Source organism: Streptomyces albus subsp. albus, from assembly GCF_000725885.1.
Classification (GTDB): domain Bacteria; phylum Actinomycetota; class Actinomycetes; order Streptomycetales; family Streptomycetaceae; genus Streptomyces; species Streptomyces albus.
The window spans coordinates 84,271-108,873 of the sequence record NZ_JODR01000003.1; the positions used below are offsets into that span (position 1 = coordinate 84,271).

A 24,603-nucleotide genomic window follows, 5' to 3' on the forward strand; every position below is an offset into this window, starting at 1 on the left:
ACACACGGTGACACAGCCCCCATGGACCTCTTCGCCGCCCCCCTGGACGAATGCCCGCTGGCTCCCCGGTGGACTTGCTCGGGTGTCGCGCGGGCACACCCGGGAACCCCGTCCGGTAGCCACATCGCAGTCGACACAGCCTGGCCCGGCACGGTCGGGTCAGCGGGACGGATACTCAATGACCAGCGGGTACACAGGTCCCGGAGGCTTCGGTCGGGACCCGTTCGAAGAGTTCGTCGCACGCTTCCTGGGGGGTGCCCCGTCCGGAGGCGGCGGGCAGCGCGGTGATCCGCGGTACTTCGACTTCTTCCGCCTGCTGAGCGAGCCCGCCCGGCAGCTCATCTCGGAGGCCGCCTCGTACGCCGCACAGCACGGCAGCACCGACCTGGACACCGAGCACCTGCTGCGGGCCGCCCTCGTCTCCGAACCGACCCACACGATGGTGGCGCGGGCCGGCGCCGACCCCGACGCGCTGGCCGCCGAGATCGACCGCGTGGCCGACGAGGGACCGCCGCGCACCTCCATCTCCGTCAGCCCCGCCGTCAAGCGGGCACTGCTGGACGCCCACGAGATCGCACGCTCGCGCGGCGCCTCGTACATCGGCGCGGAACACGTCCTGGTCGCGCTGGCCGCCAACCGGGACTCGACGGCCGGGCGCATCCTCAACGCCGCCCGCTTCGACCCCGGCTCCGCAGCGCCCGGCGGCGGCCCCTCCGGCGGGCAGGGCGCACCCGAGGCACCGCCCCGGGGCGGGACCGCCACCCGGGAGCGCGGCACGCCCAACCTCGACAAATACGGCCGCGACCTGACGGAACTGGCCCGCGAGGGGCGGATCGACCCGGTCATCGGACGGGACGAACAGATCGAGCAGACCATCGAGATCCTGGCTAGGCGCGGCAAGAACAACCCCGTACTGATCGGCGAGGCCGGCGTCGGGAAGACCGCCGTGGTGGAGGGCCTCGCCCAGCGCATCGCCGAGGGCGACGTGCCCGACAACCTGCTCGGCCGCCGCGTCGTCCAGCTCGACTTCGGCAGCATCGTGGCCGGCACCCGCTACCGCGGGGACTTCGAGGAGCGGCTCACCGGGCTCATCGACGAGATCCGCGCCCGCACCGACCAGCTGATCGTCTTCATCGACGAGCTGCACACCGTCGTCGGCGCGGGCGGTGGCGGTGAAGGCGGCTCCATGGACGCCAGCAACATGCTCAAGCCGGCACTCGCGCGGGGCGAGCTGCACGTCATCGGCGCCACCACTCTGGAGGAGCACCGCCGCCACATCGAGAAGGACGCGGCGCTCGCCCGCCGCTTCCAGCCCGTACTCGTCCCCGAGCCGACCACGGCGGACGCCATCGAGATCCTGCGCGGGCTGCGCGACCGCTACGAGGCGCACCACCAGGTCCGCTACACGGACGAGGCGCTGGTCGCCGCCGTCGAACTGTCCGACCGGTATCTGACCGGCCGGTTCCTCCCCGACAAGGCCATCGACCTGCTCGACCAGGCCGGTGCCCGGGTCCGGCTGCGGTCGGCGACCCGCGGCACGGACGTCCGCGCACTGGAGCGGGAGGCCGAACAGGTACGCCGCGACAAGGACCAGGCCGTGGCCGCCGAGGACTACGAGCGGGCCAAGGAGCTGCGCGACCGGCTCGGCGAGCTGGAGGAGGCGATCAAGCAGGACGGCGAGCGGGAGGAGCAGCGGCACGACCACCGCATCCCCGAGGTGACCGTCGAGGACATCGCCGACATCATCTCCCGCCAGACCGGCATCCCGCTCAGCAACCTCACCCAGGACGAGAAGGACCGGCTGCTGGGCCTGGAGGAGCATCTGCGCCACCGGGTCATCGGCCAGGACGAGGCCGTCACCGCCGTCGCCGACGCGGTGCTGCGCTCCCGCGCGGGTCTCTCCAGCCCCGACCGGCCCATCGGCAGCTTCCTCTTCCTGGGCCCCACCGGCGTCGGCAAGACGGAACTGGCCCGCGCCCTGGCGGAGGCGCTGTTCGGCAGCGACGAGAAGATGGTGCGGCTCGACATGAGCGAGTACCAGGAGCGGCACACCGTCAGCCGGCTCGTCGGCGCCCCGCCCGGATACGTGGGCCACGAGGAGGCGGGCCAGCTCACCGAGACGGTACGCCGCAACCCCTACTCCCTGCTGCTGCTCGACGAGGTGGAGAAGGCCCACCCCGACGTGTTCAACATGCTGCTCCAGGTCCTCGACGACGGGCGGCTGACGGACTCGCAGGGGCGCACGGTCGACTTCACCAACACCGTCATCGTGATGACCAGCAACCTCGGCTCGGAGGCGATCACCGGCCGCGGCGCGGTCCTCGGTTTCGGATCGGGTGAGTCGGCCGACGAGGAGGCCCGGCGCGAACGCGTCCTGCGCCCGCTGCGGGAACACTTCCGGCCGGAGTTCCTCAACCGCATCGACGAGATCGTCATCTTCCGCAGGCTCGACGACGTCCAGCTGCGGCAGATCACCGACATGCTGCTGGAGGAGACCCGGCGCCGGGTGCACGCCCAGGACCTGACCATCGACTTCTCCTCCGAGGCGGTCGACTGGCTGGCCCACCGCGGCTACCAGCCCGAGTACGGCGCCCGCCCGCTGCGCCGCACCATCCAGCGCGAGGTCGACAACCGGCTCTCCCGCATGCTGCTGAGCGGTGAACTGGAGCCCCACACCCGGCTGATGGTGGACGTGGCCGGAGACGAACTGGAGTTCCGCACCGAGGCGCCCGCCTGAGCACGCACCGCTGAGCACGGACCGCTGAGCACGGACCACTCCCAGGGAAGGAGGGACGAATGGCGCCGACGTTCCGCAAGAGCGTCCGGATCCTGCCGGGGGTGCGGCTCGACCTCAGCCGCCGCTCCTGGTCCGTCACGCTGGGCGGCCGGCGGGGCCGGCGGCACAGCCTCGGCACGAGGGGCCGGCGCACCTCGTCGGCCGACCTCCCCGGCCCCCTGGGCCGCCGCCGCAGCACGACCACCCGCAACCGCAGGCGCACCCGCTCGGGGCGCTGAGCGACCCGGCTGCCGGCCGTACGGACGCCCTCCTGGCATCAGCGGCGACTGACATGAAACCATCAGCGCATGCTGACTTCAGTCGAGCCTGATGTGATGCGGGTGCTGGGCGATCCGCTCCGCTGGCGGATCGTGCAACTGCTGGCACGCGAGACGCTGTGCACCACGCACCTGGTCGAGGAGACCGGCGCCAAGCAGACGAACCTGTCCAACCATATGAAGGTGCTCCGGGAAGCCGGCCTGGTGGAGACCGAACCGTGCGGCCGGTACACCTACTACCGGCTCAGGCCCGAGGCACTGGCCGGGCTCTCGCAGGAGTTCGCACGCCTCGCCGAATCCGCCCGCCGTGCCGCCGACAACAAGAGGGCCTGCCGGTGACCTCCGCAGAACACGCCACCCCCACCGCATCCGGAACGGCAGCCGACGACGCGGTCGCCCGGCGGCTTGGCACCCTCGACCGCTACCTGGCCGTGTGGATCCTCCTCGCGATGGCCGCCGGTCTGGCCCTGGGCCGTCTCGTCCCCGGCCTGGGCGACGCCCTGGCGGCGGTCGAGATCGGCGGCATCTCCCTGCCGATCGCACTCGGGCTGCTCGTCATGATGTACCCGGTGCTGGCCAAGGTCCGCTACGACAAGCTGGACGCGGTCACCGGCGACCGGAAACTGATGGCCTCCTCCCTCGTCGTCAACTGGCTCGTCGGGCCCGCGGTGATGTTCGCCCTCGCCTGGATCTTCCTGCCGGACCTGCCCGAGTACCGCACCGGACTGATCATCGTCGGACTCGCCCGGTGCATCGCCATGGTCATCATCTGGAACGACCTGGCCTGCGGCGACCGAGAAGCCGCCGCCGTTCTGGTCGCCCTCAACAGCGTCTTCCAGGTACTCGCCTTCGGACTGCTGGGCTGGTTCTACCTCGACCTCCTCCCCCGCTGGCTGGGCCTGGGCGACGGGCAGGGTCTGGAGGTTTCGGTCTGGCACATCGCGCTCAACGTCCTCGTCTTCCTCGGCGTGCCCCTCCTGGCCGGGTTCCTCACCCGTCGCCTGGGCGAGACGAGGATGGGCCGGACCGCCTACGAGAGCCGCCTGCTGCCGAGGATCGGCCCGTTCGCCCTGTACGGGCTGCTGTTCACGATCGTCGTCCTCTTCGCCCTGCAAGGGAAGACGATCACCTCGCAGCCGCTGGACGTGGCACGGATCGCCCTGCCGCTGCTGGCCTACTTCGCGGTGATGTTCTTCGGCGCCTTCGCCCTCGGCAAGGGCCTCGGCCTGGCCTACGACCGGACCGCCACCCTCGCGTTCACCGCCGCGGGCAACAATTTCGAGCTCGCCATCGCCGTGGCCATCGCCACCTTCGGCGTCACCTCCGGCCAGGCACTGTCCGGCGTCGTCGGCCCGCTGATCGAGGTGCCCGTACTGATCGCCCTCGTCCACGTCGCCCTCGCCTGGCGCAAGCGCTTCCGCGTGGGCGAGCCGTCCGCCCCGGGAGGCACGGGACGCTGACCCCGCCCCGCGCCCCGGGGCCACGCCGCCCCGGGGCGCGCCGCGAGGTGCAGCGGGTCGGGACGGCGCGGAACCGGGATCACCCTTCGGCGGAGGCCGTCGGCGAGAGGGTGTGAGGCACGGACGGTACGGCCCTCACATCGTGTTGACGATGAGGCCGATGTGGGTGAAGTAGTTGAGGGCGCCGAAGAGGAGGAACGCCAGTCCGCCGATGGTCCAGCAGACGCCCACGATCCAGGCGACGGGACCACCACGGCGGCGGAGCACCGCCGGGAAGAGGATGGCGCCGAGGCCGACCAGTACGTACAGGGCCGAGATGAAGCTGGCCTCGAGCAGCGGATAGTCGGCGAACTCGCCGGAGATCGGCTCCTCGGGCGGAGCGGCGAACAGCGTGTACTTCCAGCCTGCGGCGGCGATGGCGAAGCAGGCCAGGCCCATGCCGAGGACGAACAGGGAGACGGGCCCGGTGAGTACCGCGACGGTCCGCTGGCGGCCGGCCGGTCCTTCGAGGGACGTGCCACGCTTCCACAGGAAGAACGCCGCGGCCAGGAGCAGCGTGCCGAACGCGAGTGCGGGCTCACCGAAGATGATGTTGTCGAAGGGGAAGCCCTGCCCGGCCAGCGGCCAGGTGAGGGTCATGTGCAGTCCGGTGGCGAAGAGGATGAGCCCGAGCGTGCCGAAGGCGAGTGCCCAGCTGTCCGGCACGACGCTCTGCCCCTTCAGCAGCCGGAAGCCGAGCGCGACGACCAGGAGCAGCCCCGCTCCGGCGGCGACGGACATAAGGGTGTTGTAGGTCGGCATGCGGGCCCAGTCGATCTTGAGGCCGGTCCGGGCGGTCGCCATCAGCAGAGTGCTCACAGCCTGAGACAACCCGGTGGGCCCCGGCACGCGAAGGGGTGGCCCGGCGAGCCCCGCCGAGATCACCCGCACGTCCGAGTGCGGTGCGCCGATACGGCCGCACGCGACCGGCCGTACGGGGCCGGGGGCCGCCCCGTGTGGTGACCCGTCGCCCGGCCCCGGACCCGGGCGTCCTCAGCGGGCCCGGTCGCCCTTCCCCAAGGCTGGTCGCCTCATCCGGGCCTGCTCGCCCTTCGCCCCGAGCTGGTCACCCTCAGCAGGCCTGCTCGTCGTCCGCCGGGCCCGGCCGCCCGTCGCCGAACCCGGTCGTCGACCGGCGGACCCGGTCGTCGCTGCCGGACCTCAGTGCTGCCTACGCCCGGCCTGGGGCGCCGGCGTCCGCCGGACCTTGGGGTACTGGCGTCCGCCGACTCAGGTGCTGGTTTCCCTCCGGCAGGAGGCGCCGGTGAGCATGTTGTCGGTGGCGGCGGTGATGACCGCGTCGAGGCGGCCCCGGACCTCGACGAGGTCCGTGATGCGCTGCTCCACCTGCGTGCGCTCCTCCGCCAGCCGCTCCAGCAGAGCGGGGGTGGCTCGGCCGTCGACGACGCAGGGCATGAACTCGGCGATCTTCTTGCTCGACAGCCCGGCGGCGTACAGCTGCTGGATCAGCCGGACCTGGCCGACCGCGCTCTCGGAGTAGTGGCGCTGACCGCTGGGGCTGCGCTCGGAGGTGAGCAGGTGCTGCTGTTCGTAGTAGCGCAGGGACCGGACACTCACACCGGTCCTGGCGGCGAGTTCTCCGACGCGCATCTCGCCTCCCAGGGGCGCCCATCAGGCGCCTTGCCTCTGACATCAATGTCAGGTTTTAGCGTAACCGACGTGCGCCGCACGGGGGATTTCCGCGGCTCCGGCCGCAGACCGGCGCGCACGCGCGAGCGCACGGCGCTGTTTCGCCCTGCGCGCCGCGTTCGGTTCCACCACGGTGCGGTTCCACCGCACCAGCCGCACTCACCCACGTCCGGAAAGAAGCACACGCATGCCCACGTACGAGACGACCGGCCTCACCGGCCCCGCCCCGACCCCCGCCCTGTCGGTCAGGCCGGTGGTACTGCCCGCCCCGGAGCGCGGCGAGGATCTGCACGTCCGCGTCTCCGCACCGGTCACCGGCACCCGTCTGCCGATCGTGCTGTTCGCGCACGGGTTCGGTTCGAACATGGACGGCTACGCCCCGCTGGTCGACCACTGGGCCTCCCACGGCTTCGTGGTGGTCCAGGCCACCCACCTCGACTCCAGGCGCTACGGCATCGCCGCGGACGCCTCCCGCAAGCCCCACCTGTGGCGCTACCGCGTACAGGACATGCGGCGCATCCTCGACGAACTCGGCACGCTGGAGGCCGCCGTACCCGGACTGGCCGGCCGGGTGGACCCCAGCCGCATCGTCGCGGCCGGACACTCCTTCGGCGGCCAGACCGCCGGCATCCTGGTGGGGCTGCGCGTCGCGGACCCGGAGACCGGGAGGGCGCAGGACATGTCCGACCCGCGCGTCATGGCCACCATCCAGCTGGCCACGGCCGGTGAGGGCGGCGACGACCTGACGCCCTTCGCCCTGGAGAACGCCCCCTGGCTGGCCCACCAGGACTTCTCCCCCATCACCGCACCCGGACTCGTCATCGCGGGCGACCAGGACGAACTCCCGCTCTCCACCCGCGGCCCCTCCTGGATGGCCGACCCCTACACCCTCAGTCGCGGCGGCAAGAGCCTGCTGACGGTGTACGGCGGCCAGCACTCGCTCGGCGGTATCCCCGGCTACGACGCGGCGGAGACCACCGACGAGGACCCCGCACGCGTGGCCCTCATCCAGCACGTCACCCTCGCCTACCTCCGCCACGTCACCGGCACCGACAGCACCGACTGGGAGCACGCACAGACCGTCCTCGCCGACGCTTCCCACCCGTTGGGACGGCTCGAATCGAAATGAGCGCCCGCCCGGGCACCGGCTGAGCAGAAGCCCCCCCGGCCGAGGCATATCGTTTACCGATACCATCGTTAAACGATATGCGTACCGTGGAAGGCGGGGAGACCGTGCGTGGCAAGTCCTGGTGGAGCCCGACCGACAGCCGGCTGCTGGAGGCGGTTTTGGTCCTGGCGGCTGCGCTGGTCGGCCTCTTCGGGGTACTCCTGCCGGCGCTCGGAGTCGCCGGCCTCGTGGACCCGCAGGACACCCGGGAGACCGAAACCCTGACCACGACCCGCGTACCGGGTACCGTCACCGACTCGGTCGCGGGTCACGGGATGACCCTCGCCGGCACCCACCACGCCGACCTCGTCCTGGCGGCCCCCACCGCGGCCCAGCGACTGCTGCTCGCCCTGCCGGACATCGTCAACAGTCTGTTCCTGCTGCTGGTCCTGGCGCTCCTCCTCAAGATCGCCAGGACCCTGCGCGACGGCGACGTCTTCGTACCGGTGAACGCCCGCCGTCTGAGCGTGATCGGCCTCATGGTCCTGGTGCAGACCGTGGTCGCCCCGGTGCTGACGGCCCTCACCACCCAACTCCTGGTGAGGGGCACGCCCCTGGCCGAGCAGGTGCCCTTCTCGGCCACCTTCACCGGCGCATACGTCCTGCTGGCCTTCCTGGTTCTGGCCCTGGCCGAGGTCTTCCGGCGCGGGGCGAAACTGCGGGCCGACACCGAAGGGCTCGTCTGATGCCCCCCGAGGACGAGCACCGGGTCCAGGTCCACCTCGACCGGCTGCTGGCCGAACGCGGCATGACCCTGTCCGAACTCGCGGCCCGGGTGGGCATCACCGTGGTCAACCTCTCGGTCCTCAAGAACGACCGGGCGAAGGCCATCCGCTTCTCCACCCTCACCGCGATCTGCCGCGAACTGGACTGCCAGCCCGGCGACCTGCTCAGCGTCCGCGACCACTGACACGTTCCCGGGCCGCCCCCGGAGGGCCTGCGGGGCGCACCCGCGGTCCGCCCACCGTCGGTACGAACAGCACAGGCAAACCGCACAGGCGAGCCGCACCCACGAGCGTGCCTGACTGGTGCTACTTCCCGGCAGTGCCGGATGTTCCGCTGACGGACTCCTGATAGATGTCCGCAAACGTGGGTGAGTCCTTGATCAGATCGTCGCAGAACGCGGCGACGTCGTCGCCGATGAATTGCAGCACCCCTTTGCCCGCGGCGACGCCCTCCTCGAAGAAGTCGACTATCCCGGGAAGCAGGGGCCCGTCGGGCAGATCGACCGGCCCGACCTTGAACAGGTACCTCTGCATCTCCTTGTAGACGATCTGGTAGTCCCGTGGCAGCGACTTGACCCGCGCCATGTGCGCCCGCCACTGCTTCTTGCCCTCGATGATGTCCTGGATGCTCACGTCAGCCCTCCAGCCGCTTCAGTTTCCTGGCGACGTTCCTGTTCAACTGCTCGCGCCACCGGTCGCGGTAGGTCCGGGCCCCTTCTCCGCCGGCCAGCGCCGTGCAGAAGCCCCGCACGTCGTCGCCGAGCACCTCGCCGGCGCTCAGCCCGTCCGCCGCCGTTTCCTCGAGCAGACCCAGGGCGGCGTCGAAGATCGGCAACAGGTTGCGGCCGGTGAAGTCTCCATGGGGAAACAGGTGCCCCTTGATCTGCTCCCACGCCGCCCGGTGGTCGTCGGGCAGGACTGCGGCCCGGGCTTCGAAAGACTTCCATTCCCTGGTGAGATCACTTCCCGTGACGGTCTCCCAGAAATTCATCTGCCACCCTCCTTCAGCCTGTTGATGCGCGATGAGACGTACTGCCATTTCGCCCAGAACTTCGCGAGTTCCTCACGTCCGGCGTCGTTGAGGGTGAAGAACTTGCGCGGCGGCCCGGCCTCGGACGGCCGTTTCGTCACCTGGACGAGCCCGTTCCTCTCCAGCCGCACCAAGATCGTGTAGACGGTCCCCTCCACGACACCGGTGAAGCCGAGGTCGTTCAACTGGCGGGTGATGGCGTACCCGTAGGTTTCCTCCCTGCCGATGATTTCGAGCACGCACCCTTCGAGCGTGCCCTTCAGCATCTCCGTCAGGTCGTCCATCACAAGCTCACCTCAGTCCGGTACTACGTACTACCGAGTACCGCTACACAGTAGCACTGAGTAGCGCACGACGTCAGGGGTCGGTGACGATGGGCCGACCCCTGCGATCCGCATGCGAAGAAGGAGCTACCGCACCGCCTGGGCCCCCGGCACTCGCCCCTGGCCCTACGACGAATGGGACTACCACCCGGCCCCGAACACCTCGCCGCACGCCTCGGCGGCGGCCCGGCGCGCGAACAGCGGAGCAGCCGATGCGTGCCGCCGGTTCCTCACCACCCCCGAGACGGCGGCCGACCCCGACCGCCCCGCCCGCCACAACCTGACCTGTTGCGCAACCGCCGCCTGGCCTCGCCGGCCATCGGCCGCGCTCACGTACGGCTCCCCTCCAACGGCAAGCCATCGGCACCCTTGACAACGCACTCGGCGAAGCCAACGACGGCGACGACGACCCACCAGATGCAGCCGTCGTCCGCTGACGTTGCCGTCACATGGGCCCTGAAGGCCCGCCGGACCCATTCCGACGGGCCTTCAGCACCTCCTCAGCCACCCGAACCCTGACAGGTATCAGGCGGCCCATCCCTGAATATTCGACCCCGATTCGATCGGGAAATGGTTTTCGACGTTCATCTTGGAGGCGGTCTTCCTTTCGTATTGCTCCGACGCGAGGTAGAGCAGCCCCTCAGCCTCCTGAGCAAACGGAGCGACGAAGCGATCGAAACCGACACCAGAACTCAGGACCTCGTCGTACGTCTTTTCACCCGCCAAGATGCACGCGCATCGCGCATGGAGAAAATGGTCGCTTGTCTGCGGAAATTTCAAACCATTGGCGAGCACAACCGGCACTTCTGCCAGATCCCTCCTATCGATCCGATAGAGCGCCTCCCGGAGTCGCTCAACAAATCGAGTCAAGACATCGGGCGCCATCGTACTGAGCTGCCCAGAGATCCGCTCCAGGGCAGAGTCGATCTCACTCTCATCCTGAACGGAGCTCGATCCGATAACCTTCCAGAAATCAGTCACTTCGAGCGGCACCTACCAGAGTTCAAGCTGTTCGAATTTCTCGGCATCTCGCCTTCGCTCCAGGATTTTCCTGCCCGGTGACGCAATGTCATTCGACAGGCCGACTCCCTGACTGTTCGAGGTCCTGGGAGCGGCGGGTTCGGGATCAGGTTTTGCTGCGCCGCCTCCCTCCGAGGGTTTGCCCGATCCGCCGCCGCCCCGCGTCTCCTTGGCCGCGGCACGCGCCGCTCTGATGGCGATACTGGCCATCTTGACGCTGCTCACCGCGCTGATCGCCACGTCCTGGCAGTCCTCGCCGGAGCCGTCGATGCATCTTTGGAGGGGCCTGATGGGGATGAGCGCGTCGAAGACCGCACCGGCGGTGCCCAGCCACTTCGGATCCGGGCGGCTGGCGGCCTCGGCGAGCTTGGGAGCGACCGCCCGGTCCGCGGAGGGCCCGTAGCCGGTGATGGGAATGGAGCCGCCGCGGTATTGCTTCCGGGCCTGGCAGCCCGTGTCGCACACCGGCCGGTGTCTGCCGGCGGAGTGGCGGGTGGCGTGTCCGACTGCACTGCCGGTCGCGCGGCCGATGGCTCCCCATATGGGCATCAGCCCATCGGGGTCGCTGTAGACCAGGGGGCTGTTGTTGCCGTAACTGTATCCGTGGAGCTGCTGCGGGTTCCCGGGGTCCATCAGCGGATCGACGCTGATGAACCGGCCGGTGTCCGGGTCGTACTCGCGGGCGCCCAGGTGGGTCAGTCCGGTGGTCCTGGTCTCGTCGACGCCGCCGACGAAGCCGCGGGAGGTGGGCCAGTCCTTGGGCTTCTCGGCGCGCTCGGCCCCGAAAGGAAGAGTGCGGCGTCGGGTGAGTTCATCCGATCCCGAAACGACCACGCGCAGGCCCACTTGATGCGCCGTCAGGTCGCTGGTGGGATCGGCCGCACGAGGAACCGACCGTACGACGACCGTGCCGGAGGTCCGCCCGTGAACCGACGACTGTTCGCCGCCCTCGCCCTGCTTGTCTGCCCCCTCGCGCTCGGGGCCGGGGCCGCCGCGGCGGTGACCCCCGCGGCTGCCGCCGGGGGAGGCGCCAGGGCGGACGCCGCGCCGTCGCGGCCACCCCGCCTGACCGACGACCAAGGGCGCGTGGTGACGCTGCGTGGCTGGAACATCGAGGACAAGACGCACCGGGGCGAACAGGCGCTGTCCGCCATCACCGAGCGCCATTTCCGGGATCTGCATGCCCACGGCTTCAACTTCGCGCGGCTGCTCGTCTTCTGGGACGACCTGGAGCCACAGCCCGGCCACTACCGTACGGACTACTTGAAGAGGATCGAGCGCATCCTGGACTGGGCGCACCGCTACCGCGTGCAGGTGCTGATAGACGCCCACCAGGATGTCTTCGGGCCCGCCTTCGGTCACCGCGGGATCCCCGCGTGGGCGACCAGGACCGACGGCCTGCCCTTCGAGCCGCACCCTGACGACTGGTTCTCGGAGTACTTCGAGCCGGCCGTGCAGCGTGCGTTCACCCACCTCTACAACGACGCCGACCTGCGGCGGGCCCACGAACGCATGTGGCGGGTCCTGGCGGCCCGGCTGGGCAGTCACCCGGCCGTCATCGGCTACGACTTGATCAACGAGCCGATGGGCGAGGTCCGGCCCGGCGAGGACCTGCCGACGGCAGCCCGGCGTATCGAGGCCGAGCAGCTCACCCCGATGCACAACCGCCTCGCGGACGCGATCCGGTCCGTCGACGACGACAACTGGATCTTCTTCGAGCCGACCCCGATCGTCGGCGAGGGAGTCCCGACGGGGCTGGGCCGCATCCACGATCCCAAGGCCGTCTACGCTCCGCACTTCTACAACACCGCGATGGAGGCGGGCGCCGACTACGATCCCGCCGCGGGCTGGATCGAGGCGTACGAGGCCGCCGTGACCGACTACCCGACGCGTTACGGCGTCCCGGTGGTCGTCGGAGAGTGGGGTCCGCTCAACAGCGCCCTGCCCGGCATGGGCCGCTTCTACCGTGACGCGCTCGCCTCCATGAACCGCTACAGCTCGGGCTGGGCGGGCTACGTCTGGTGCTACGGGGGTGGCTACTGCGCCCTCGACGAGAAGGGGCGCTTCCGCACCAACAAGGAGCGCACGGCGACCCCGTACGCCCCGGCCGTGGCGGGCGCGATCCGCGAAGAGGAGTACCTTCCGGCCACCGGCGGCTACCGGCTGGCCTACCGGGCGGGGCCCGGTGTCACCGAAGTACGCGTACCGCCGCACCCGGAGGGATGGCGGGTCCGGGTGACGGGCCCGGGAGCGACCGCGACACCCGTGCTCCCGCCGGACCGGACGGCCACGGCACGGGTGCACGCACGGCCGGGCGCGACAGTGACGGTGGAGGTCGTACCCCGCCGCGTGCGCTGAGCCGGCAACCAGCGGAGGGCTCTTCCGGGCCCCCGCCGGGGCACGTCCCTGACCTCCCCTGCTGTCGCCACGCTGCTCCGCGCCGTGAACGAAGCCAAGAGGGCGTGCGACGTCCTGGGCGGACAGCAGCCGCACCGGCCTGGAGCCGCCGAACACCGGCCGGGTGCGGCAGCTTTGGCTCGATCCTGTAGTGAGCGTCGTGGTCGGTGGCCGCAGTGCTGTGGCCTCGGCGGTGAGGCCGTGACGCAAGCCGGTTGTCGGTCCCCCTGAGTACGGTTTCGCGCATGGTCCTGAAGAGTTTCTACGACTTGAGGTTCGGCGTGTCTCCCGGCGGAGCCCGGAAGGACGCACACTTCATCTGCGGCAGTGTCGAGGAAGCCATGCACGCTCTGGACGCCGAGCTCGAGGAGTCCAGCAACATATGGCTGCTGTTCGGCTACGGCGATGGTGCTGATCTGGCTCTGGATGTGTATCAGCAGGGTGAGAGGGTCCAGTCGATCGACCTTCACCCCTTCATCACGATCCGGGTCGACGGCTACCCGGACATCGTGTTTCACGGACCGGGTAAAACGACCGGCTCCGTCGTTGGCGCGGATGATCCGGAGAGGGTGAAGAAGCTTCTCGCGGACGGGATGGTCGCCGGTGACTTCGACGGCAGGACCGAGGTAACTGTCGACTGGGACAGTGTTCCCGTCCCGCCGCTGATCGGTGAGATCGCGGACATCGGTGACTACGTCAAGCTCGGCGACAGCCCTCACGATGACCTTGATGACCTCGTCGGACTCGACGAGGAGGAGCTGGAGGACGAGCTGATCGACCGAGGCTGGGTCGAGTACGGGGACCACGATTTCGAGGCATGAATCCGTCGGGGATCGACTTGTGAACGCCGCTGAACGTCAACATGGCGGCTCGGTTCCGAGATCCTTGGGTGGTCGGCAGTCGGTAACGGCCGTCGCGGGCTCGACCCGATGACGGTCGGTGCGGGCTTCTGGGCACAACCTGTCCGGGCGGGCGGCGGTGAGAGTGTGCGCGAGCACGGCGAAGGGTTGCCCCACCGGTTCCGGGAGTTCACCGACTGACCGGATGGGGGCCACGCTCTGGCCGTGCGCGGGGAGCGGCGAAACCTACGGCGCTGCCCAGGTGTCTGTCTCCGCGACGGACGGCCGCCTTCATCCAGGGGAGCACACGGCGGGAAAGGACCGGAGAACGGAAGCGGCGGCGGAGAAGGACCGCGAGAAGTGGATGGCCCGATTCCAGGTGAAGCCGGCCATGCAGCCGGGCGTGGACCGGGCAGTCGTGCTCCAAGGGGTCAAGGAGGTCACGGCGCACTGCGCGGCTGCGGGAGGGTCCCCGCGGAGTGCCTTCGGAGACCCGGACGCTCGCGCCGTGCAGGTCGCCACGGGGCTGGTGCCGACGGACCGGGCGGCGCGAGAGAGGCGGCGCAACGCCGTGGTGGACGCTCTCGACGTACTCGGGAAGGCCGGGGACGTAGCCACCTGTGACCGGCTGAAGCCGGTTGTCCCGGCAGAGGGGGCTTCCTGGTCGAGCCGATGACGCCGTAACCGGCGAGGGCAGGCGGCGGTTGGCCGACGACGGCATGGAATCGGACCGTCAAGCGCTCGGGCTTGCGGCCGTACAGCCCGCACAAGCTGCGGCGCAGTGGGCCGCCGTGGCCTTGGCGAACGGAGGCTCCGTTCAGGCGGTGTCCCGCAGGCTCTGGCACCGCTCGGTCAAGGCCACGGTCGGCCGCCGCAGGCCCCCGCTCAGCGAATGCCGTGCTTCTTCAGGACGCGGCGCTGCGCCGGTGTCGGGTCGGTGGGCCAGTAGACGTAGCAGACCCCGCCCGAACCGCTTCTGACCTTGCCGTTCGCGTCCTTGCGCTTGGTGCGGAGCCAGATCGTTTCGAACTGCCGACGCTTGTAGACGTGGCGGACCGACGGGTTGTCCGGGGACGCCGGGTCGTTGGCGATGACGTCGCCGTCCTTGGTGAAGCCGATGACGGTCATCAGGTGGCCCGCGGTGCCGTAGCCGGCGCCGTCGAGTTCGGAGGCGATGAAGGACTGGGAGGTGATCAGCGGGATGCCCGCGGCGATGAACTCCTCCGCCTCGTCGAGGGAGTTGAGGCGGGTGACGACCGCGTTCATGTCGCGGTAGGTGCTCGCGTAGGCGCCGTTGAACGGCCAGTTGCCGCAGCCTTGGTACTGGTAGTCGAAGGTGTGGCGGGCGGCGTGGCAGACCTGGGGGTCCGCGTAGTCGGGGTTCACCCAGGCGAGGTCCTCGGCGGTGGGCTTGCGGCCCCAGTACTCGATGATCATCTGCGAGGAAGTGGGGCTGCACCATGCCTCTCCCCCGTTGTCGTACTCGGGGTACTGGCCCTTGTGGATCTCCTGCGAATAGCGCGGCACCTTGAGTTCGACGGCCCGCCCCGGTCCGGGCTCGGAGGCGGGCACCTCGAAGCGGTCGGGGACGTCCGAGCACATCGTGGCGGCCCGCCACACCGTCGGCGCCGCACCGCTGCGGGGCGCGCGGTAGAGGGTGAGCCGCAGCCGGTAGGAGGTGATCCGCAGTCCGGCGGACAGGTCGTCCACGGACAGGGTGTCGGTGTAGACGGTGCTCTTGCCGTCGCTCTGCCCGTCCACGGACGTGCGGCGCGGGACGTCGTCGCCGTCGCCCGACGTCCAGATGCCCAGGGTGTACCAGGGGGTGTCGGTGCCGTCGGAGTAGGTGCCCCGCACCTCGGTCCTGATCCAGGTGCCCTTGGGGGTGTGGGCGTTCCACGAGGCGATGATCTCCCCCGCCGGCACCCTGCTGGTGTGACGCGGCGAGGTCCAGGTGGCGTACTCCCAGGCGGCCGTCCGGCCGGTGTGCGGGTCGCGGTAGTCGGTGGTGCCGACTGGTTTCGCGAGCGTGACACCGGCGCGGGCACCTCCCGTCACCCTGGTGCCCTTGCCCGTGCCGGACGCCCAGTCGCGCCGCTCCGACCAGGTACGGAGTTCCACGTGTCCTGCCTTCCCGGGCCGGCCGGGTGCGGTCGGCCGGTGTCCTCGGCCGTCGGCGCCGGTGGGACCGGCCGGCCGGTTGTCGGCTGCCAGGGCTGCGGGGGCCGCTACGGCCGAGGCGGCCACCGCGACGGCGGCGGCCAGGACGGTGCGGCGATCGGTGGTTCTGCTGGTCATGCGTGGTGCCCCCAGTCGGTGGGTCGTACGGCGGTCGTCGTCACTGGTGGTGCCTGGTGGTGCCTGGTTCGCTGGTGGTGCTGGTGCGCTGACGGTGCTGGTGCACTGACGGTGCTGTGGTGCTGGTGGTGCCGGTGGTGCCGTGCTGATGATGCTTGTGGTGCTGGTCGTTCCGGTGTGACTGCTGGTGGTTCTCGGGTGATGGCTCGTGATTCCGGGGTGGCGCCTGTGTTTCCGGCTTGGTGCCTCGTGGGCCCGGGGTGGTGCTTCGCGTCCCGGCGTCGTGCCTCGTGCTCCCGTGGCGGTGCTTCGTGTTCCTGGCGTGGTGTCCGGTGCTTCCGGGGTGGTGCTGACGGTTCTGGCGTGGCTGCTGGTGTTTTCCGGGCGGTGCTGGTGGTGCCTGTGGTGCTGCTCGTGGTTCCGGCGGTGGTGCTGTCGCTCTTCCTTGCCCGTCGCGGGGCCGTCGCCCCCACGCCGCGGCGCTCTTTCCCGCGCAGGGCGGAACAGGTTCCCGCGCAGGGCGGTACCGGTCCCCCACGCCGGGCGGGGCCACAACGCGGTACCGGTTCCCGCACCAAGCGGGTGCGGCGCCGGGCCCGCGCGCGCCGCGCCAGGTGCGGGAAGCCCACTATTACGGCTCACACAGGCGCGTGCCAGGGTTGCGTCCGTCCGGCATGCCGTTGTCATTGGCCGGTCCGGTGGCGGAAGGGCCCGGCCCCCGGTACGTGCCCCGCCCAGGGCCGGGCCCAAAGGCGGGCGGCCCCGGCCCCGCAGGCCGTATCAGGGCCGGGACCGACCGCCCCCACGGCACCGACCGCCCCGCACCGACCACACCGCCCAGCCGGCACCGACAGCCCGCCCCCGCAGCCCGCCCCTTTCGCGGGCAGGCGCACGGCCGTGCGGGTGGCGCGGGAGAGCCGGGATCAGCGACGTACGCTGGGGGAATGCCCGCTCCCTCGTCCCTCGACGCACTCGCCCACCGGCTCGCCGCGCTGCCTCCCTCCTGCGGTCCGGTGCGGCTGGTGGGGGTGGACGGGCATGCCGGGTCGGGCAAGACGACACTCGCGCGGCGGCTGGCGGCGCTGCTGGGCGGGGCTCCGGTGCTGCATCTGGACGACGTGGCGAGCCACGAGGCGCTGTTCGACTGGACGGAACGGCTGACGGAGCAGGTGCTGCGTCCGCTGGAGCGGGGCGAGCCGGCGCACTACGAGGTGTACGACTGGGTGGCGCGGTCCCGCACCGGCCGGGCGGTGCTGCCGCCGGCGCCGGTGGTACTGGTGGAGGGGGTGGGCGCGGGCCGGGCCGCGCTGCGGCCGTACCTGGCCTGCCTGCTGTGGATGGACATGCCGCCCGGGGACGCCTGGCGCCGTGGCCAGGAGCGGGACGGGCCGGAGCAGGCGGGTTTCTGGGCCGGATGGATCCCGGCGGAGCGGGCCCATTTCGCGGCCGACCCCTCTCGTCCGTGGGCGGATTTCCTCGTGCGGGAGGTTTCCGAGGGGCGGGAGGCTCCCGGAGGGCGGGAGACTTCCGGGGCGCTGGAGAAGGACGAGGCGGCAAAAGACGCAGGAGACGGCGGGGACCGCACGGGGTACACGGTGCGTGAGGGGCGCACGGGGGCGCTCGACCCCCGGTGAACATGACCCTCCGTATATGCAAGGGCAGTTGACGATAATCGAAGGCACCGCGTGCAACCGCGCGGCTTGACCCACGCGCCTCGGACCGATTACTTTTCCAACAACGGCCTACGCAGGGCCGTCTAGAGACACGGAGCCCCCGGTTGTTCCCCCGTGACCGGGGGCTCCGTTCTGCCTCCGGCCGGACAAGCGGAAGCACTTCTCCGCATTTTTCTCACGCTTCGTAATGGCTCTGCGGAAGCCTCCTCTTCCGGATGCCGCCGCCCGCCCTCCGCCGGCGCCCGCGTGCGCCCCTCGGCGCGGCCCGATCCGCCCGTGGTCCGCCCGTACGCCGCCCTTCGGCGGGGCCCCGTGCGCGGGTACGATGCGGAACAGCGTGGGAACCCCGGGTGATAACCGGCAGATGACGGGGGACGTTTCGTGGGGGACGTGATGAACTTCGGCACGCAGGACCCCCAGGGCCTGCACGCCCCGGCCGAACTCGCCTGGCTGCGCGGGCTGGACGCGTACACCGTCGGCGGGTACGCCCAGGCCGAGGAGGAGTTCCGCACCGCGGTGCGTCTCGATCCGGGAATGGCCGACGCCTGGCTGGGCCTGCACGCCCTGCGCGCGGACACCGCCACCGCGCTCTTGCGGATGTACCACCACCGGCAGCGGTTCGGCGAGCAGCGCCGCCGCCACGGACGCACCCTCAACTCGTGGTACTGGCTGGGCTGGTGGGTGCAGCCGGTGCTGGAGAACGAACGGGACCTGCTGCTGGCCCACGCCTCGCACTGGCTGGACGGCCGTCACGTCGCCGAGCTCGACCGTGCCCTGGCCGGCTGCCCGCCGGTCGACACCGACCCGCAGGTGCGGTTCCTGCACGCGTGCCGGGCCTATCTCGCCAAGGACTGGGAGGGGCTGGTCGCCCACACCGAACCGCTGGTGGACGATCCGCTGCTGGGTATCGAGGCGGGGCTGTTCGCCGGTATGGCCCGGGTGCGGCTGGAGATGTACGGGCAGGCCGAGCCGCTGCTGGCCACCGCGTTGATGCGCTGCCGCAGCGAGCAGCCGCAGCGCAAGGAGCTGCGGTACTGGCTGGCCCGGGCCCGGGAGGGCACCGGGCGCAGCGCCGCCGCGCTTCCCCTGTACCGCGCCGTGCACCGGATCGACCCCACGTTCATGGACACGGCGGCCCGGCTGACGACGATCGCCGAGAGCGACGGTGCGGGCGGCTCGGCGGAGGATCTGGCCGCCGCCGTCCTCACCGGCGGTATAGCCGGGCCCGGGGGCTCCGGCGACGCGGCGGCACCGGAACTCTTCGAGCGGGGCCCCGAGCCGCCCGAGGACCCGGGCCGGCCGGCGGACCCGGCCGACCCCGCCGACGGTGCCGCGACCGGTGCCCCGCCGGTGCCGCAGCCCGGGGGTGACTCCGGAGGGCCGCCGGACGGTGCCGTGGCCGGTCCGCCCGCCGCCGGTCCGATGGGTGCGGCGCCGCCGGGCCCGGTGCCGGAGGGGCCCGAGGAGGCGGCCGAGTCCGCCGATCCGCTGCTGGACCCGGACGCCGACGGGCTGCGCCTGGAGGACTCCGGCGACCCGGCCGAGCCGGTCCGGGTGGATGCCGCGCCGCTGCGGCGCAGGACTCCGCCGGGCGGCCCCGGGAGCGGCGACGGGAGTCTGCCGGCCGGGCCCTCGGACCCGGTGCTGCTGGCGCAGGCACTGGACGAGCTGGAGCGCATGGTCGGGCTGGAGCCGGTCAAGCGGCAGGTGCGGGCGCTGTCGGCACAGTTGCGGATGGCGCGGCTGCGGGCGGGCCAGGGCCTGCCGGTGCAGCCGCCCAAGCGGCACTTCGTCTTCTCCGGCCCCTCGGGCACGGGCAAGACGACGGTGGCGCGGATCCTGGGCCGGGCCTTCTACGCGCTGGGGCTGCTGGGCGGCGATCATCTGGTGGAGGCGCAGCGCGCCGATCTGGTGGGCGAGTACCTGGGGCAGACGGCGGTCAAGGCGAACGAGCTGATCGATTCGGCGCTGGGCGGGGTGCTGTTCGTGGACGAGGCGTACGCGCTCTCCAACTCCGGTTACAGCAAGGGCGACGCGTACGGCGACGAGGCGCTGCAGGTGCTGCTCAAGCGCGCGGAGGACAACCGGGACCAGCTGGTGGTGATCCTGGCGGGCTATCCGGAGGGCATGGACCGGCTGCTGGCGGCCAATCCGGGGCTCTCCTCCCGGTTCACCACCAGGGTGGACTTCCCCAGCTACCGGCCGCTCGAACTGACGGCGATCGGCGAGGTGCTGGCCGCCGACAACGGGGACGTGTGGGACGAGGAGGCCCTGGAGGAGCTGCGCAGCATCAGCGGTCACGTCGTCGAGCAGGGCTGGATCGACGAGCTGGGCAACGGCCGGTTCCTGCGGACGCTGTACGAGAAGAGCTGCGCCTACCGGGATCTGCGGCTGTCCGGTTACGCCGGTACGCCCTCCCGGGACGACCTGGCGACGCTGCGGCTGCCGGATCTGATGCAGGCGTACGGGGAGGTGCTGTCGGGGCGGGGTCCTGACGGTCCCCGCCCCGGTCCCCCGCCCGGCTGAGCCTCCGTCCGGCCGCATGCGGGGGCAGGTCGGGCGGGCCGCTGGGCGGTTCGGTGCGGTCAGCGGCCCGGTACGGGCAGGGCGCCCTCGGTGTACTGGGCGCGCCCGAAGCCGAACGACCAGTCCTGGGGCCCGTTCTCGACGACGGAGACGAAGACGTCCTCGCCGCCGATGCCGAGGGTTCCCAGCCGCTGGGCGACGGCGCGGAAGAGGCGTTGTTTGACCTGGGTGGTGCGCCCCTTCTGGGTGAAGATCTGGATCATCACGAGCCGGTCGGTGCGGGTGAAGCCGAGACCTGCGTCGAGGGCGACGACGTGGTCGCCCTCGTGCTCGGTGACGATCTGGAACCTGTCCCGTTCGGGGATGCCCAGCACCTCCACCAGCGCGCGGTGCGTCGCGTCGGCGACGGCCCGCACCTCGTCGGGGCGACGGCCGCGGACGAGGTCGATCCGTACCAGAGGCATGCGGGTGCTCCTTGTCGTGCTGGGCGGGCGCTGCCGGCCCGGCCTGCCGCCGACGCTACGGACCGTGCGGCCCGGCCTGAAATGCCGGGAGCGCCGCACGCATGCACAGCGGGCATGGACGCAGCTCAGCGCCCCTCGCGGGAGGAGGAGCCGACGCCTTCGGGTACGGCGTGCGCCACCACGAGCTTGAGCAGCAGCACGACGGGCAGCCAGGCCAGTCCGGGCGGGGCCTCGACCAGCGGAGCGACCATCGCGCCGATGCCCACGATGCCCAGGGCGAGGGGCCGCTGGTAGCGGGCGCGGGCCAGTTCGACGGCCACGGCTCCGGCCAGCGCCCACAGGTACCAGAGGGCCCCCCACCACCACCAGCGGGTGCCGCCGAGGACGAGGCAGGCGATGACGGGCTGGAGGTGGACGGCGGTGAAGCCGACCGGGTGGTGCAGGAAGCGGGGTACCGCACCGGCGTGGAAGGCCAGCGGGGAGTGGTAGAAGCGTTTGGCCGCATCGAGGCCGTTGGCCACCACTCCGCCCGCCAGGTCCCAGACCATCAGCAGCCCGATCAGCCACTGCCACCAGGCCCAGCCCTTGTCGTGGCCGTTGAGGGCGAAGGCGGCGCAGCCGAGCACCGCGGCGCTGTAGGCGAGGCATTTCTCCCTCGTCGTCGCACCGGTTCCGAAGGTCCAGTTGGGCTTGCCGGTTTGCGCGGCACTGCTCACGTCACGGTCTCCTCGTCGCTCTCCGGTCGGCCCGGGCTCTGTGCCCGGGCGGGTGGGAGCGCGGTCAGGCGGTCTCGTCGGCCGCGCCCGCGCCCCCCGCGAGAGCGGGCGCGTGTCCGGCGAGCCTGACGAGCGCCTCGACGGCCTGGGCGGAGCCCATCTCCGGGTCGAGCATGTGGTGCATGAAGAGCCCGTCGAGCAGGGCGATCAGCAAGGTGGCGGTGCCCGGGGGTGCCTCGGGCAGGTGTTCCGCCAGCCAGGCGTCGAGCTGGGTGCGGGCCTCGGCGAGGCTCTCGCGCAGGACGTCGCCGAGGGCGGGGTCGCGGACCGCTCCGGCGATGAGTTCGACGGTGAGCCGGGTGGTGGTGTCGTCGGTGGGCGGGGAGACCATCGCCGGGAGCCGGTCGAGGACGTCCTGGGGTGAGGCGGCTTCCAGGAGCCGGGCGGTGAGCGGTCCGAAGACCAGTTCTCCGGCCCGGTGGGCGATGGCCTGCTTGAGGCCCGCCAGCCCGCCCCAGTGGTAGTGGATGAGGCCGAGGTTGGCGCCCGCGCGGTCGGCGACGGAGCGGGTGGTCACGGCCGGCCAGCCGCCCTCGGCGAGCAGTTCGACCCCCGCGTCGACCAATTGCTGCCGACGGCGTCGACCCCGTAGCGAGGAACTTGGTCGGTCGTCTAGTTTACTCATACGACCAAGGTAACCGGGCGAGATGCGGAAGTCACGTCCGCCGCCCGCTGCCGCCTTCTTTGACAGTGCTCATGACCAGGGCCGATCCGGCCGGGTCACCCGTTCCCTGGGGGTTTTCGATGCTCTCCCGACTGGCGTCGCTCGCTGTGCACCGGCGCCGCCTCGTGCTCATCCTGTCCACGGTCGGCTTCATCCTGATCACAGCGGTCTCCGGACCCGTCATGAACGTGTTGTCGGCCGGCGGCTACACCGACCCGGACGCCGAGTCCTCCGTCGCCTCCGACATCCTGGAGGACCGGTTCGACACCGGTGAGCCGGACTTCATCCTGCTCGTCACCCCCCGGCAGGGCACGGTCGACGACCCGGAAACGGCCCGCGTGGGCCGTGAGTTGACCGAAGAACTCCGGGACCAGGACGGTGTCGCCTCGGTGACCTCCTACTGGTCCGGCCGGCGCTCCGCCGACCTGCGCGCCGAGGACAGGAAAGCGGCCCTCGTCCTGGCCCGGCTGAGCGGCGACGACACCCGGGCGGAGAAGACCGCCAAGAAGATCGCTCCCAAGCTGACGGGCGAACGGGACGGCGTGCGGGTCGTCTCCGGCGGCGGCACCGAGGCGAACCGGCAGGCGTCGGAGCGGGTCGAGAAGGACCTGCTGCGCGCGGAGGGCGTCGCCGTCCCCATCACCCTGGTGCTGCTGGTGCTGGTCTTCGGCTCCGGCATGGCGGCGCTGCTGCCGCTGGCGGTGGCCGGCGTCTCCATCGTCGGTTCGCTGGCCCTGCTGACGGTCATCGCCCAGTTCGCGCCCGTCTCCGTCTTCGCCACCAACCTGACCACCGCGCTCGGCCTCGGGCTGGCCATCGACTACTCGCTGTTCATCGTCAGCAGGTACCGCGAGGAGCGCGGCAAGGGCCGCGACAACGCCACGGCGCTGCGGATATCGATGACGACGGCGGGCCGCACCGTCCTGTTCTCCTCGCTGACGGTGCTGCTCTCCCTGGCCGCGCTGCTGGTCTTCCCGCTCTACTACCTCACCTCCTTCGCCTACGCGGGCATCGGCGTGGTGCTGTTCGCCGTGCTGGGCGCGCTGGTGGTGCTGCCGGCGCTGCTGGCCCTGATCGGCGACCGGATCGACAAGTTCGACCTGGGTGCCGCGCTGCGCCGCCGCCGCAAGCCCGAGGCGACCGAGGACGGCTTCTGGCACCGGCTGGCAACCGGCGTCATGCGGCGGCCCTGGCCGGTGCTCACCGTGGTGCTGCTCGCCCTGGCCGTACTGGTGGCACCGTTCACCCAGGCGTCGTACGGGCTGCCCGACGACCGCTCGATGGCCAAGGACGCCGACGCGGCCGTCGTCGGCCAGGCCCTCCGCGAGGACTTCCCCTCCCTGGCGGGCGCCGGCCTCGACATCGTGCTGGACGGCCGGCTGCCCGACGACAGGGCGCTCAGCGGCTACGCGCAGCGGGTCTCCCGGGTGGCGGGCATCGAGCGGGTGGACACCGCCACCGGCAGCTTCGCCGAGGGCCGGCAGGTGGCGCCCCCGGTGCCCGGGGCCGAGAAGGCCTTCACCGACGGCAAGGGCGCCTGGATGTCGGCGAAGACGGAGACCGAGCCGTACTCGGAGGCGGGCGAGAAGATGGTCGCCGATGTGCGCGGCATCTCCCCGCCGTCCGGCACCGACGCCAAGGTCGCCGGGCTGGCCGCCGGCTACGTGGACACCATGGACGCGCTCCTGGCGGCGCTGCCCTACGCCCTGCTGATCATCGGTGTGCTGACCTTCGTGCTGCTCTTCCTGTTCACCGGGAGCGTGCTCATCCCCGTCAAGGCGATCGTGCTCAACCTGCTGAGCCTGACGGCCACGTTCGGCGCCATGGTGTTCGTCTTCCAGGACGGGCATCTGAGGTGGCTGGTGGGTGACTTCACCGTCACCGGGCAGATCGATGTGACGACGCCGATCCTGATGTTCTGCATCATCTTCGGCCTGTCCATGGACTACGAGGTCTTCCTGCTCTCCCGCATCCGCGAGGAGTACGACCGCACGGGTGACAACACCCTTGCCGTCGCCCACGGTCTGGAGTCGACCGGGCGCCTGATCACGGCGGCTGCCGGGCTGCTGGCGCTGTTCTTCATCGCGCTGATCAGCGCGGGCTTCACCCCCGTCAAGATTCTCGGGCTGGGTACCGCGCTCGCCATCCTCATGGACGCCGCCGTCATCCGGGGGCTGCTGGTCCCGGCGTTCATGCGGCTCGCGGGCCGGGCCAACTGGTGGGCACCGGCTCCGCTGCGCACGGTGTACCGGAAGTTCGGGTTCCATCACGAGGCACCCCCCGAGCCCGCCACCGCACAGGCCGACGCACGGGAGCCGGCGCAGCCCGCGGCACGCTGACGCCCGCGCACGCGCCGGTGCCACACGGATGGCAGCCGGATATCAGGCCGCTCTGCCAGCGTGGGACCGGACCGGTGACCGCCACGGCGGTCGCCCGTACGAGGGCGGGGCGCCCCGGTACGCCCGCCGGGTGCGCCCCGCCTTCGCCACGCGCCCCC

23 protein-coding genes are annotated in these 24,603 nt (G+C 71.1%); 12 read left to right on the top strand and 11 right to left on the bottom strand.

The features are described from left to right. Positions 1 to 178: 178 nt before the first annotated feature. The 4 genes from IO40_RS0103725 (at position 179) to arsB (ending at position 4,514) form a co-directional block, all read left to right on the top strand. Positions 179 to 2,737 (top strand): ATP-dependent Clp protease ATP-binding subunit, encoded by a 2,559-nt coding sequence (locus IO40_RS0103725; protein ID WP_031174865.1) that lies wholly within the window; start codon positions 179 to 181, stop codon positions 2,735 to 2,737. Between the two features lie 59 nt (positions 2,738 to 2,796). Continuing rightward, positions 2,797 to 3,015, top strand: a complete 219-nt coding sequence (locus tag IO40_RS0103730; RefSeq protein ID WP_031174866.1) for a DUF4236 domain-containing protein — start codon at positions 2,797 to 2,799, stop codon at positions 3,013 to 3,015. A gap of 69 nt (positions 3,016 to 3,084) precedes the next feature. Further along, positions 3,085 to 3,393 (top strand): ArsR/SmtB family transcription factor, encoded by a 309-nt coding sequence (locus IO40_RS0103735; protein WP_030406872.1) that lies wholly within the window; start codon positions 3,085 to 3,087, stop codon positions 3,391 to 3,393. Beyond that, the gene (gene arsB, locus IO40_RS0103740) at positions 3,390 to 4,514 is read left to right on the top strand and encodes an ACR3 family arsenite efflux transporter (RefSeq protein WP_031025608.1); all 1,125 of its coding nucleotides are present in this window, start codon (positions 3,390 to 3,392) and stop codon (positions 4,512 to 4,514) included. Before IO40_RS0103735 ends, arsB begins: the two co-directional genes overlap by 4 nt. A gap of 135 nt (positions 4,515 to 4,649) precedes the next feature. Here the strand turns inward: arsB and IO40_RS0103745 are convergent, their stop codons facing one another. Together IO40_RS0103745 and IO40_RS0103750 are read right to left on the bottom strand one after the other, a co-directional pair. Further along, the gene (locus IO40_RS0103745) at positions 4,650 to 5,357 is read right to left on the bottom strand and encodes a DUF981 domain-containing protein (RefSeq protein ID WP_016467616.1); all 708 of its coding nucleotides are present in this window, start codon (positions 5,355 to 5,357) and stop codon (positions 4,650 to 4,652) included. 426 nt (positions 5,358 to 5,783) lie between these two features. Further along, a complete protein-coding gene (locus tag IO40_RS0103750) occupies positions 5,784 to 6,164 on the bottom strand; it encodes a MerR family transcriptional regulator (protein WP_031174867.1) in 381 nt (126 codons plus the stop codon). A gap of 226 nt (positions 6,165 to 6,390) precedes the next feature. Here IO40_RS0103750 and IO40_RS0103755 point away from each other — a divergent pair, with 226 nt between their 5' ends. The 3 genes from IO40_RS0103755 to IO40_RS0103765 all read left to right on the top strand — a co-directional run bounded on the left by IO40_RS0103755 (position 6,391) and on the right by IO40_RS0103765 (position 8,281). Continuing rightward, a complete protein-coding gene (locus tag IO40_RS0103755; protein ID WP_031174868.1) occupies positions 6,391 to 7,332 on the top strand; it encodes an alpha/beta hydrolase family protein in 942 nt (313 codons plus the stop codon). Between the two features lie 77 nt (positions 7,333 to 7,409). After that, a complete protein-coding gene (locus tag IO40_RS0103760) occupies positions 7,410 to 8,057 on the top strand; it encodes a DUF2975 domain-containing protein (RefSeq protein ID WP_031174869.1) in 648 nt (215 codons plus the stop codon). Then, positions 8,057 to 8,281: a helix-turn-helix domain-containing protein gene (locus tag IO40_RS0103765; protein WP_016467620.1), complete on the top strand. Its 225-nt coding sequence runs from the start codon at positions 8,057 to 8,059 to the stop codon at positions 8,279 to 8,281. Before IO40_RS0103760 ends, IO40_RS0103765 begins: the two co-directional genes overlap by 1 nt. Before the next feature lie 121 nt (positions 8,282 to 8,402). Here the strand turns inward: IO40_RS0103765 and IO40_RS0103770 are convergent, their stop codons facing one another. From IO40_RS0103770 to IO40_RS0103795, 5 genes are all read right to left on the bottom strand, one after another. Continuing rightward, positions 8,403 to 8,729, bottom strand: coding sequence for a DUF1048 domain-containing protein (locus IO40_RS0103770; protein WP_016467621.1), 327 nt, complete (start codon positions 8,727 to 8,729; stop codon positions 8,403 to 8,405). A gap of 1 nt (position 8,730) precedes the next feature. Then, the gene (locus IO40_RS0103775; RefSeq protein WP_016467622.1) at positions 8,731 to 9,087 is read right to left on the bottom strand and encodes a DUF1048 domain-containing protein; all 357 of its coding nucleotides are present in this window, start codon (positions 9,085 to 9,087) and stop codon (positions 8,731 to 8,733) included. Then, the gene (locus IO40_RS0103780) at positions 9,084 to 9,410 is read right to left on the bottom strand and encodes a PadR family transcriptional regulator (RefSeq protein ID WP_016467623.1); all 327 of its coding nucleotides are present in this window, start codon (positions 9,408 to 9,410) and stop codon (positions 9,084 to 9,086) included. Before IO40_RS0103780 ends, IO40_RS0103775 begins: the two co-directional genes overlap by 4 nt. Positions 9,411 to 9,974: 564 nt before the next feature. Then, positions 9,975 to 10,442, bottom strand: a complete 468-nt coding sequence (locus IO40_RS0103790) for a DUF4240 domain-containing protein (protein ID WP_199789889.1) — start codon at positions 10,440 to 10,442, stop codon at positions 9,975 to 9,977. Continuing rightward, positions 10,443 to 11,315, bottom strand: a complete 873-nt coding sequence (locus tag IO40_RS0103795; RefSeq protein ID WP_016467625.1) for an RHS repeat domain-containing protein — start codon at positions 11,313 to 11,315, stop codon at positions 10,443 to 10,445. A gap of 78 nt (positions 11,316 to 11,393) precedes the next feature. Here IO40_RS0103795 and IO40_RS0103800 point away from each other — a divergent pair, with 78 nt between their 5' ends. Continuing rightward, complete coding sequence (locus tag IO40_RS0103800) at positions 11,394 to 12,827, top strand: glycoside hydrolase family 5 protein (RefSeq protein WP_033228382.1); 1,434 nt, start codon at positions 11,394 to 11,396, stop codon at positions 12,825 to 12,827. Positions 12,828 to 13,111: 284 nt separating this feature from the next. Continuing rightward, positions 13,112 to 13,687, top strand: a complete 576-nt coding sequence (locus IO40_RS0103805; protein ID WP_016467627.1) for a hypothetical protein — start codon at positions 13,112 to 13,114, stop codon at positions 13,685 to 13,687. A 903-nt stretch (positions 13,688 to 14,590) separates the two neighbouring features. Here the strand turns inward: IO40_RS0103805 and IO40_RS0103815 are convergent. Then, on the bottom strand, positions 14,591 to 16,003 hold the full coding sequence (locus tag IO40_RS0103815) for a peptidase C39 family protein (RefSeq protein ID WP_016467629.1): 1,413 nt from the start codon (positions 16,001 to 16,003) through the stop codon (positions 14,591 to 14,593). Between the two features lie 944 nt (positions 16,004 to 16,947). On the opposite strand from IO40_RS0103815, the gene IO40_RS0103820 reads away from it, so the two are divergent. Beyond that, positions 16,948 to 17,637, top strand: coding sequence for a uridine kinase family protein (locus tag IO40_RS0103820; RefSeq protein ID WP_016467630.1), 690 nt, complete (start codon positions 16,948 to 16,950; stop codon positions 17,635 to 17,637). A 432-nt stretch (positions 17,638 to 18,069) separates the two neighbouring features. After that, complete coding sequence (locus tag IO40_RS0103825) at positions 18,070 to 20,202, top strand: AAA family ATPase (protein ID WP_031174875.1); 2,133 nt, start codon at positions 18,070 to 18,072, stop codon at positions 20,200 to 20,202. A gap of 59 nt (positions 20,203 to 20,261) precedes the next feature. Here the strand turns inward: IO40_RS0103825 and IO40_RS0103830 are convergent, their stop codons facing one another. The 3 genes from IO40_RS0103830 to IO40_RS0103840 all read right to left on the bottom strand — a co-directional run bounded on the left by IO40_RS0103830 (position 20,262) and on the right by IO40_RS0103840 (position 22,067). Beyond that, positions 20,262 to 20,666 (bottom strand): tautomerase family protein, encoded by a 405-nt coding sequence (locus tag IO40_RS0103830; protein WP_016467632.1) that lies wholly within the window; start codon positions 20,664 to 20,666, stop codon positions 20,262 to 20,264. A 125-nt stretch (positions 20,667 to 20,791) separates the two neighbouring features. After that, a complete protein-coding gene (locus IO40_RS33100) occupies positions 20,792 to 21,382 on the bottom strand; it encodes a hypothetical protein (protein ID WP_016467633.1) in 591 nt (196 codons plus the stop codon). Between the two features lie 64 nt (positions 21,383 to 21,446). Beyond that, on the bottom strand, positions 21,447 to 22,067 hold the full coding sequence (locus IO40_RS0103840) for a TetR/AcrR family transcriptional regulator (protein ID WP_041968496.1): 621 nt from the start codon (positions 22,065 to 22,067) through the stop codon (positions 21,447 to 21,449). Between the two features lie 119 nt (positions 22,068 to 22,186). Here IO40_RS0103840 and IO40_RS0103845 point away from each other — a divergent pair, with 119 nt between their 5' ends. Next, on the top strand, positions 22,187 to 24,445 hold the full coding sequence (locus tag IO40_RS0103845; RefSeq protein WP_016467635.1) for an MMPL family transporter: 2,259 nt from the start codon (positions 22,187 to 22,189) through the stop codon (positions 24,443 to 24,445). Positions 24,446 to 24,603 lie beyond the last annotated feature (158 nt).

What these genes read in the sequence shown, in the direction of transcription:
- IO40_RS0103830 (WP_016467632.1), bottom strand. Translation starts at nt 20,666, where the DNA reads ATGCCTCTGGTACGGATCGACCTCGTCCGCGGCCGTCGCCCCGACGAG.
- IO40_RS0103745 (WP_016467616.1), bottom strand. Translation starts at nt 5,357, where the DNA reads ATGGCGACCGCCCGGACCGGCCTCAAGATCGACTGGGCCCGCATGCCG.
- IO40_RS0103780 (WP_016467623.1), bottom strand. Translation starts at nt 9,410, where the DNA reads ATGGACGACCTGACGGAGATGCTGAAGGGCACGCTCGAAGGGTGCGTG.
- IO40_RS0103820 (WP_016467630.1), top strand. Translation starts at nt 16,948, where the DNA reads ATGCCCGCTCCCTCGTCCCTCGACGCACTCGCCCACCGGCTCGCCGCG.
- IO40_RS0103750 (WP_031174867.1), bottom strand. Translation starts at nt 6,164, where the DNA reads ATGCGCGTCGGAGAACTCGCCGCCAGGACCGGTGTGAGTGTCCGGTCC.
- IO40_RS0103845 (WP_016467635.1), top strand. Translation starts at nt 22,187, where the DNA reads ATGCTCTCCCGACTGGCGTCGCTCGCTGTGCACCGGCGCCGCCTCGTG.
- IO40_RS0103755 (WP_031174868.1), top strand. Translation starts at nt 6,391, where the DNA reads ATGCCCACGTACGAGACGACCGGCCTCACCGGCCCCGCCCCGACCCCC.
- IO40_RS0103805 (WP_016467627.1), top strand. Translation starts at nt 13,112, where the DNA reads ATGGTCCTGAAGAGTTTCTACGACTTGAGGTTCGGCGTGTCTCCCGGC.
- IO40_RS0103815 (WP_016467629.1), bottom strand. Translation starts at nt 16,003, where the DNA reads ATGACCAGCAGAACCACCGATCGCCGCACCGTCCTGGCCGCCGCCGTC.
- IO40_RS0103725 (WP_031174865.1), top strand. Translation starts at nt 179, where the DNA reads ATGACCAGCGGGTACACAGGTCCCGGAGGCTTCGGTCGGGACCCGTTC.
- IO40_RS0103775 (WP_016467622.1), bottom strand. Translation starts at nt 9,087, where the DNA reads ATGAATTTCTGGGAGACCGTCACGGGAAGTGATCTCACCAGGGAATGG.
- IO40_RS0103735 (WP_030406872.1), top strand. Translation starts at nt 3,085, where the DNA reads ATGCTGACTTCAGTCGAGCCTGATGTGATGCGGGTGCTGGGCGATCCG.
- IO40_RS0103825 (WP_031174875.1), top strand. Translation starts at nt 18,070, where the DNA reads ATGAACTTCGGCACGCAGGACCCCCAGGGCCTGCACGCCCCGGCCGAA.
- IO40_RS0103730 (WP_031174866.1), top strand. Translation starts at nt 2,797, where the DNA reads ATGGCGCCGACGTTCCGCAAGAGCGTCCGGATCCTGCCGGGGGTGCGG.
- IO40_RS0103760 (WP_031174869.1), top strand. Translation starts at nt 7,410, where the DNA reads ATGCGTACCGTGGAAGGCGGGGAGACCGTGCGTGGCAAGTCCTGGTGG.
- IO40_RS0103840 (WP_041968496.1), bottom strand. Translation starts at nt 22,067, where the DNA reads ATGAGTAAACTAGACGACCGACCAAGTTCCTCGCTACGGGGTCGACGC.
- IO40_RS0103765 (WP_016467620.1), top strand. Translation starts at nt 8,057, where the DNA reads ATGCCCCCCGAGGACGAGCACCGGGTCCAGGTCCACCTCGACCGGCTG.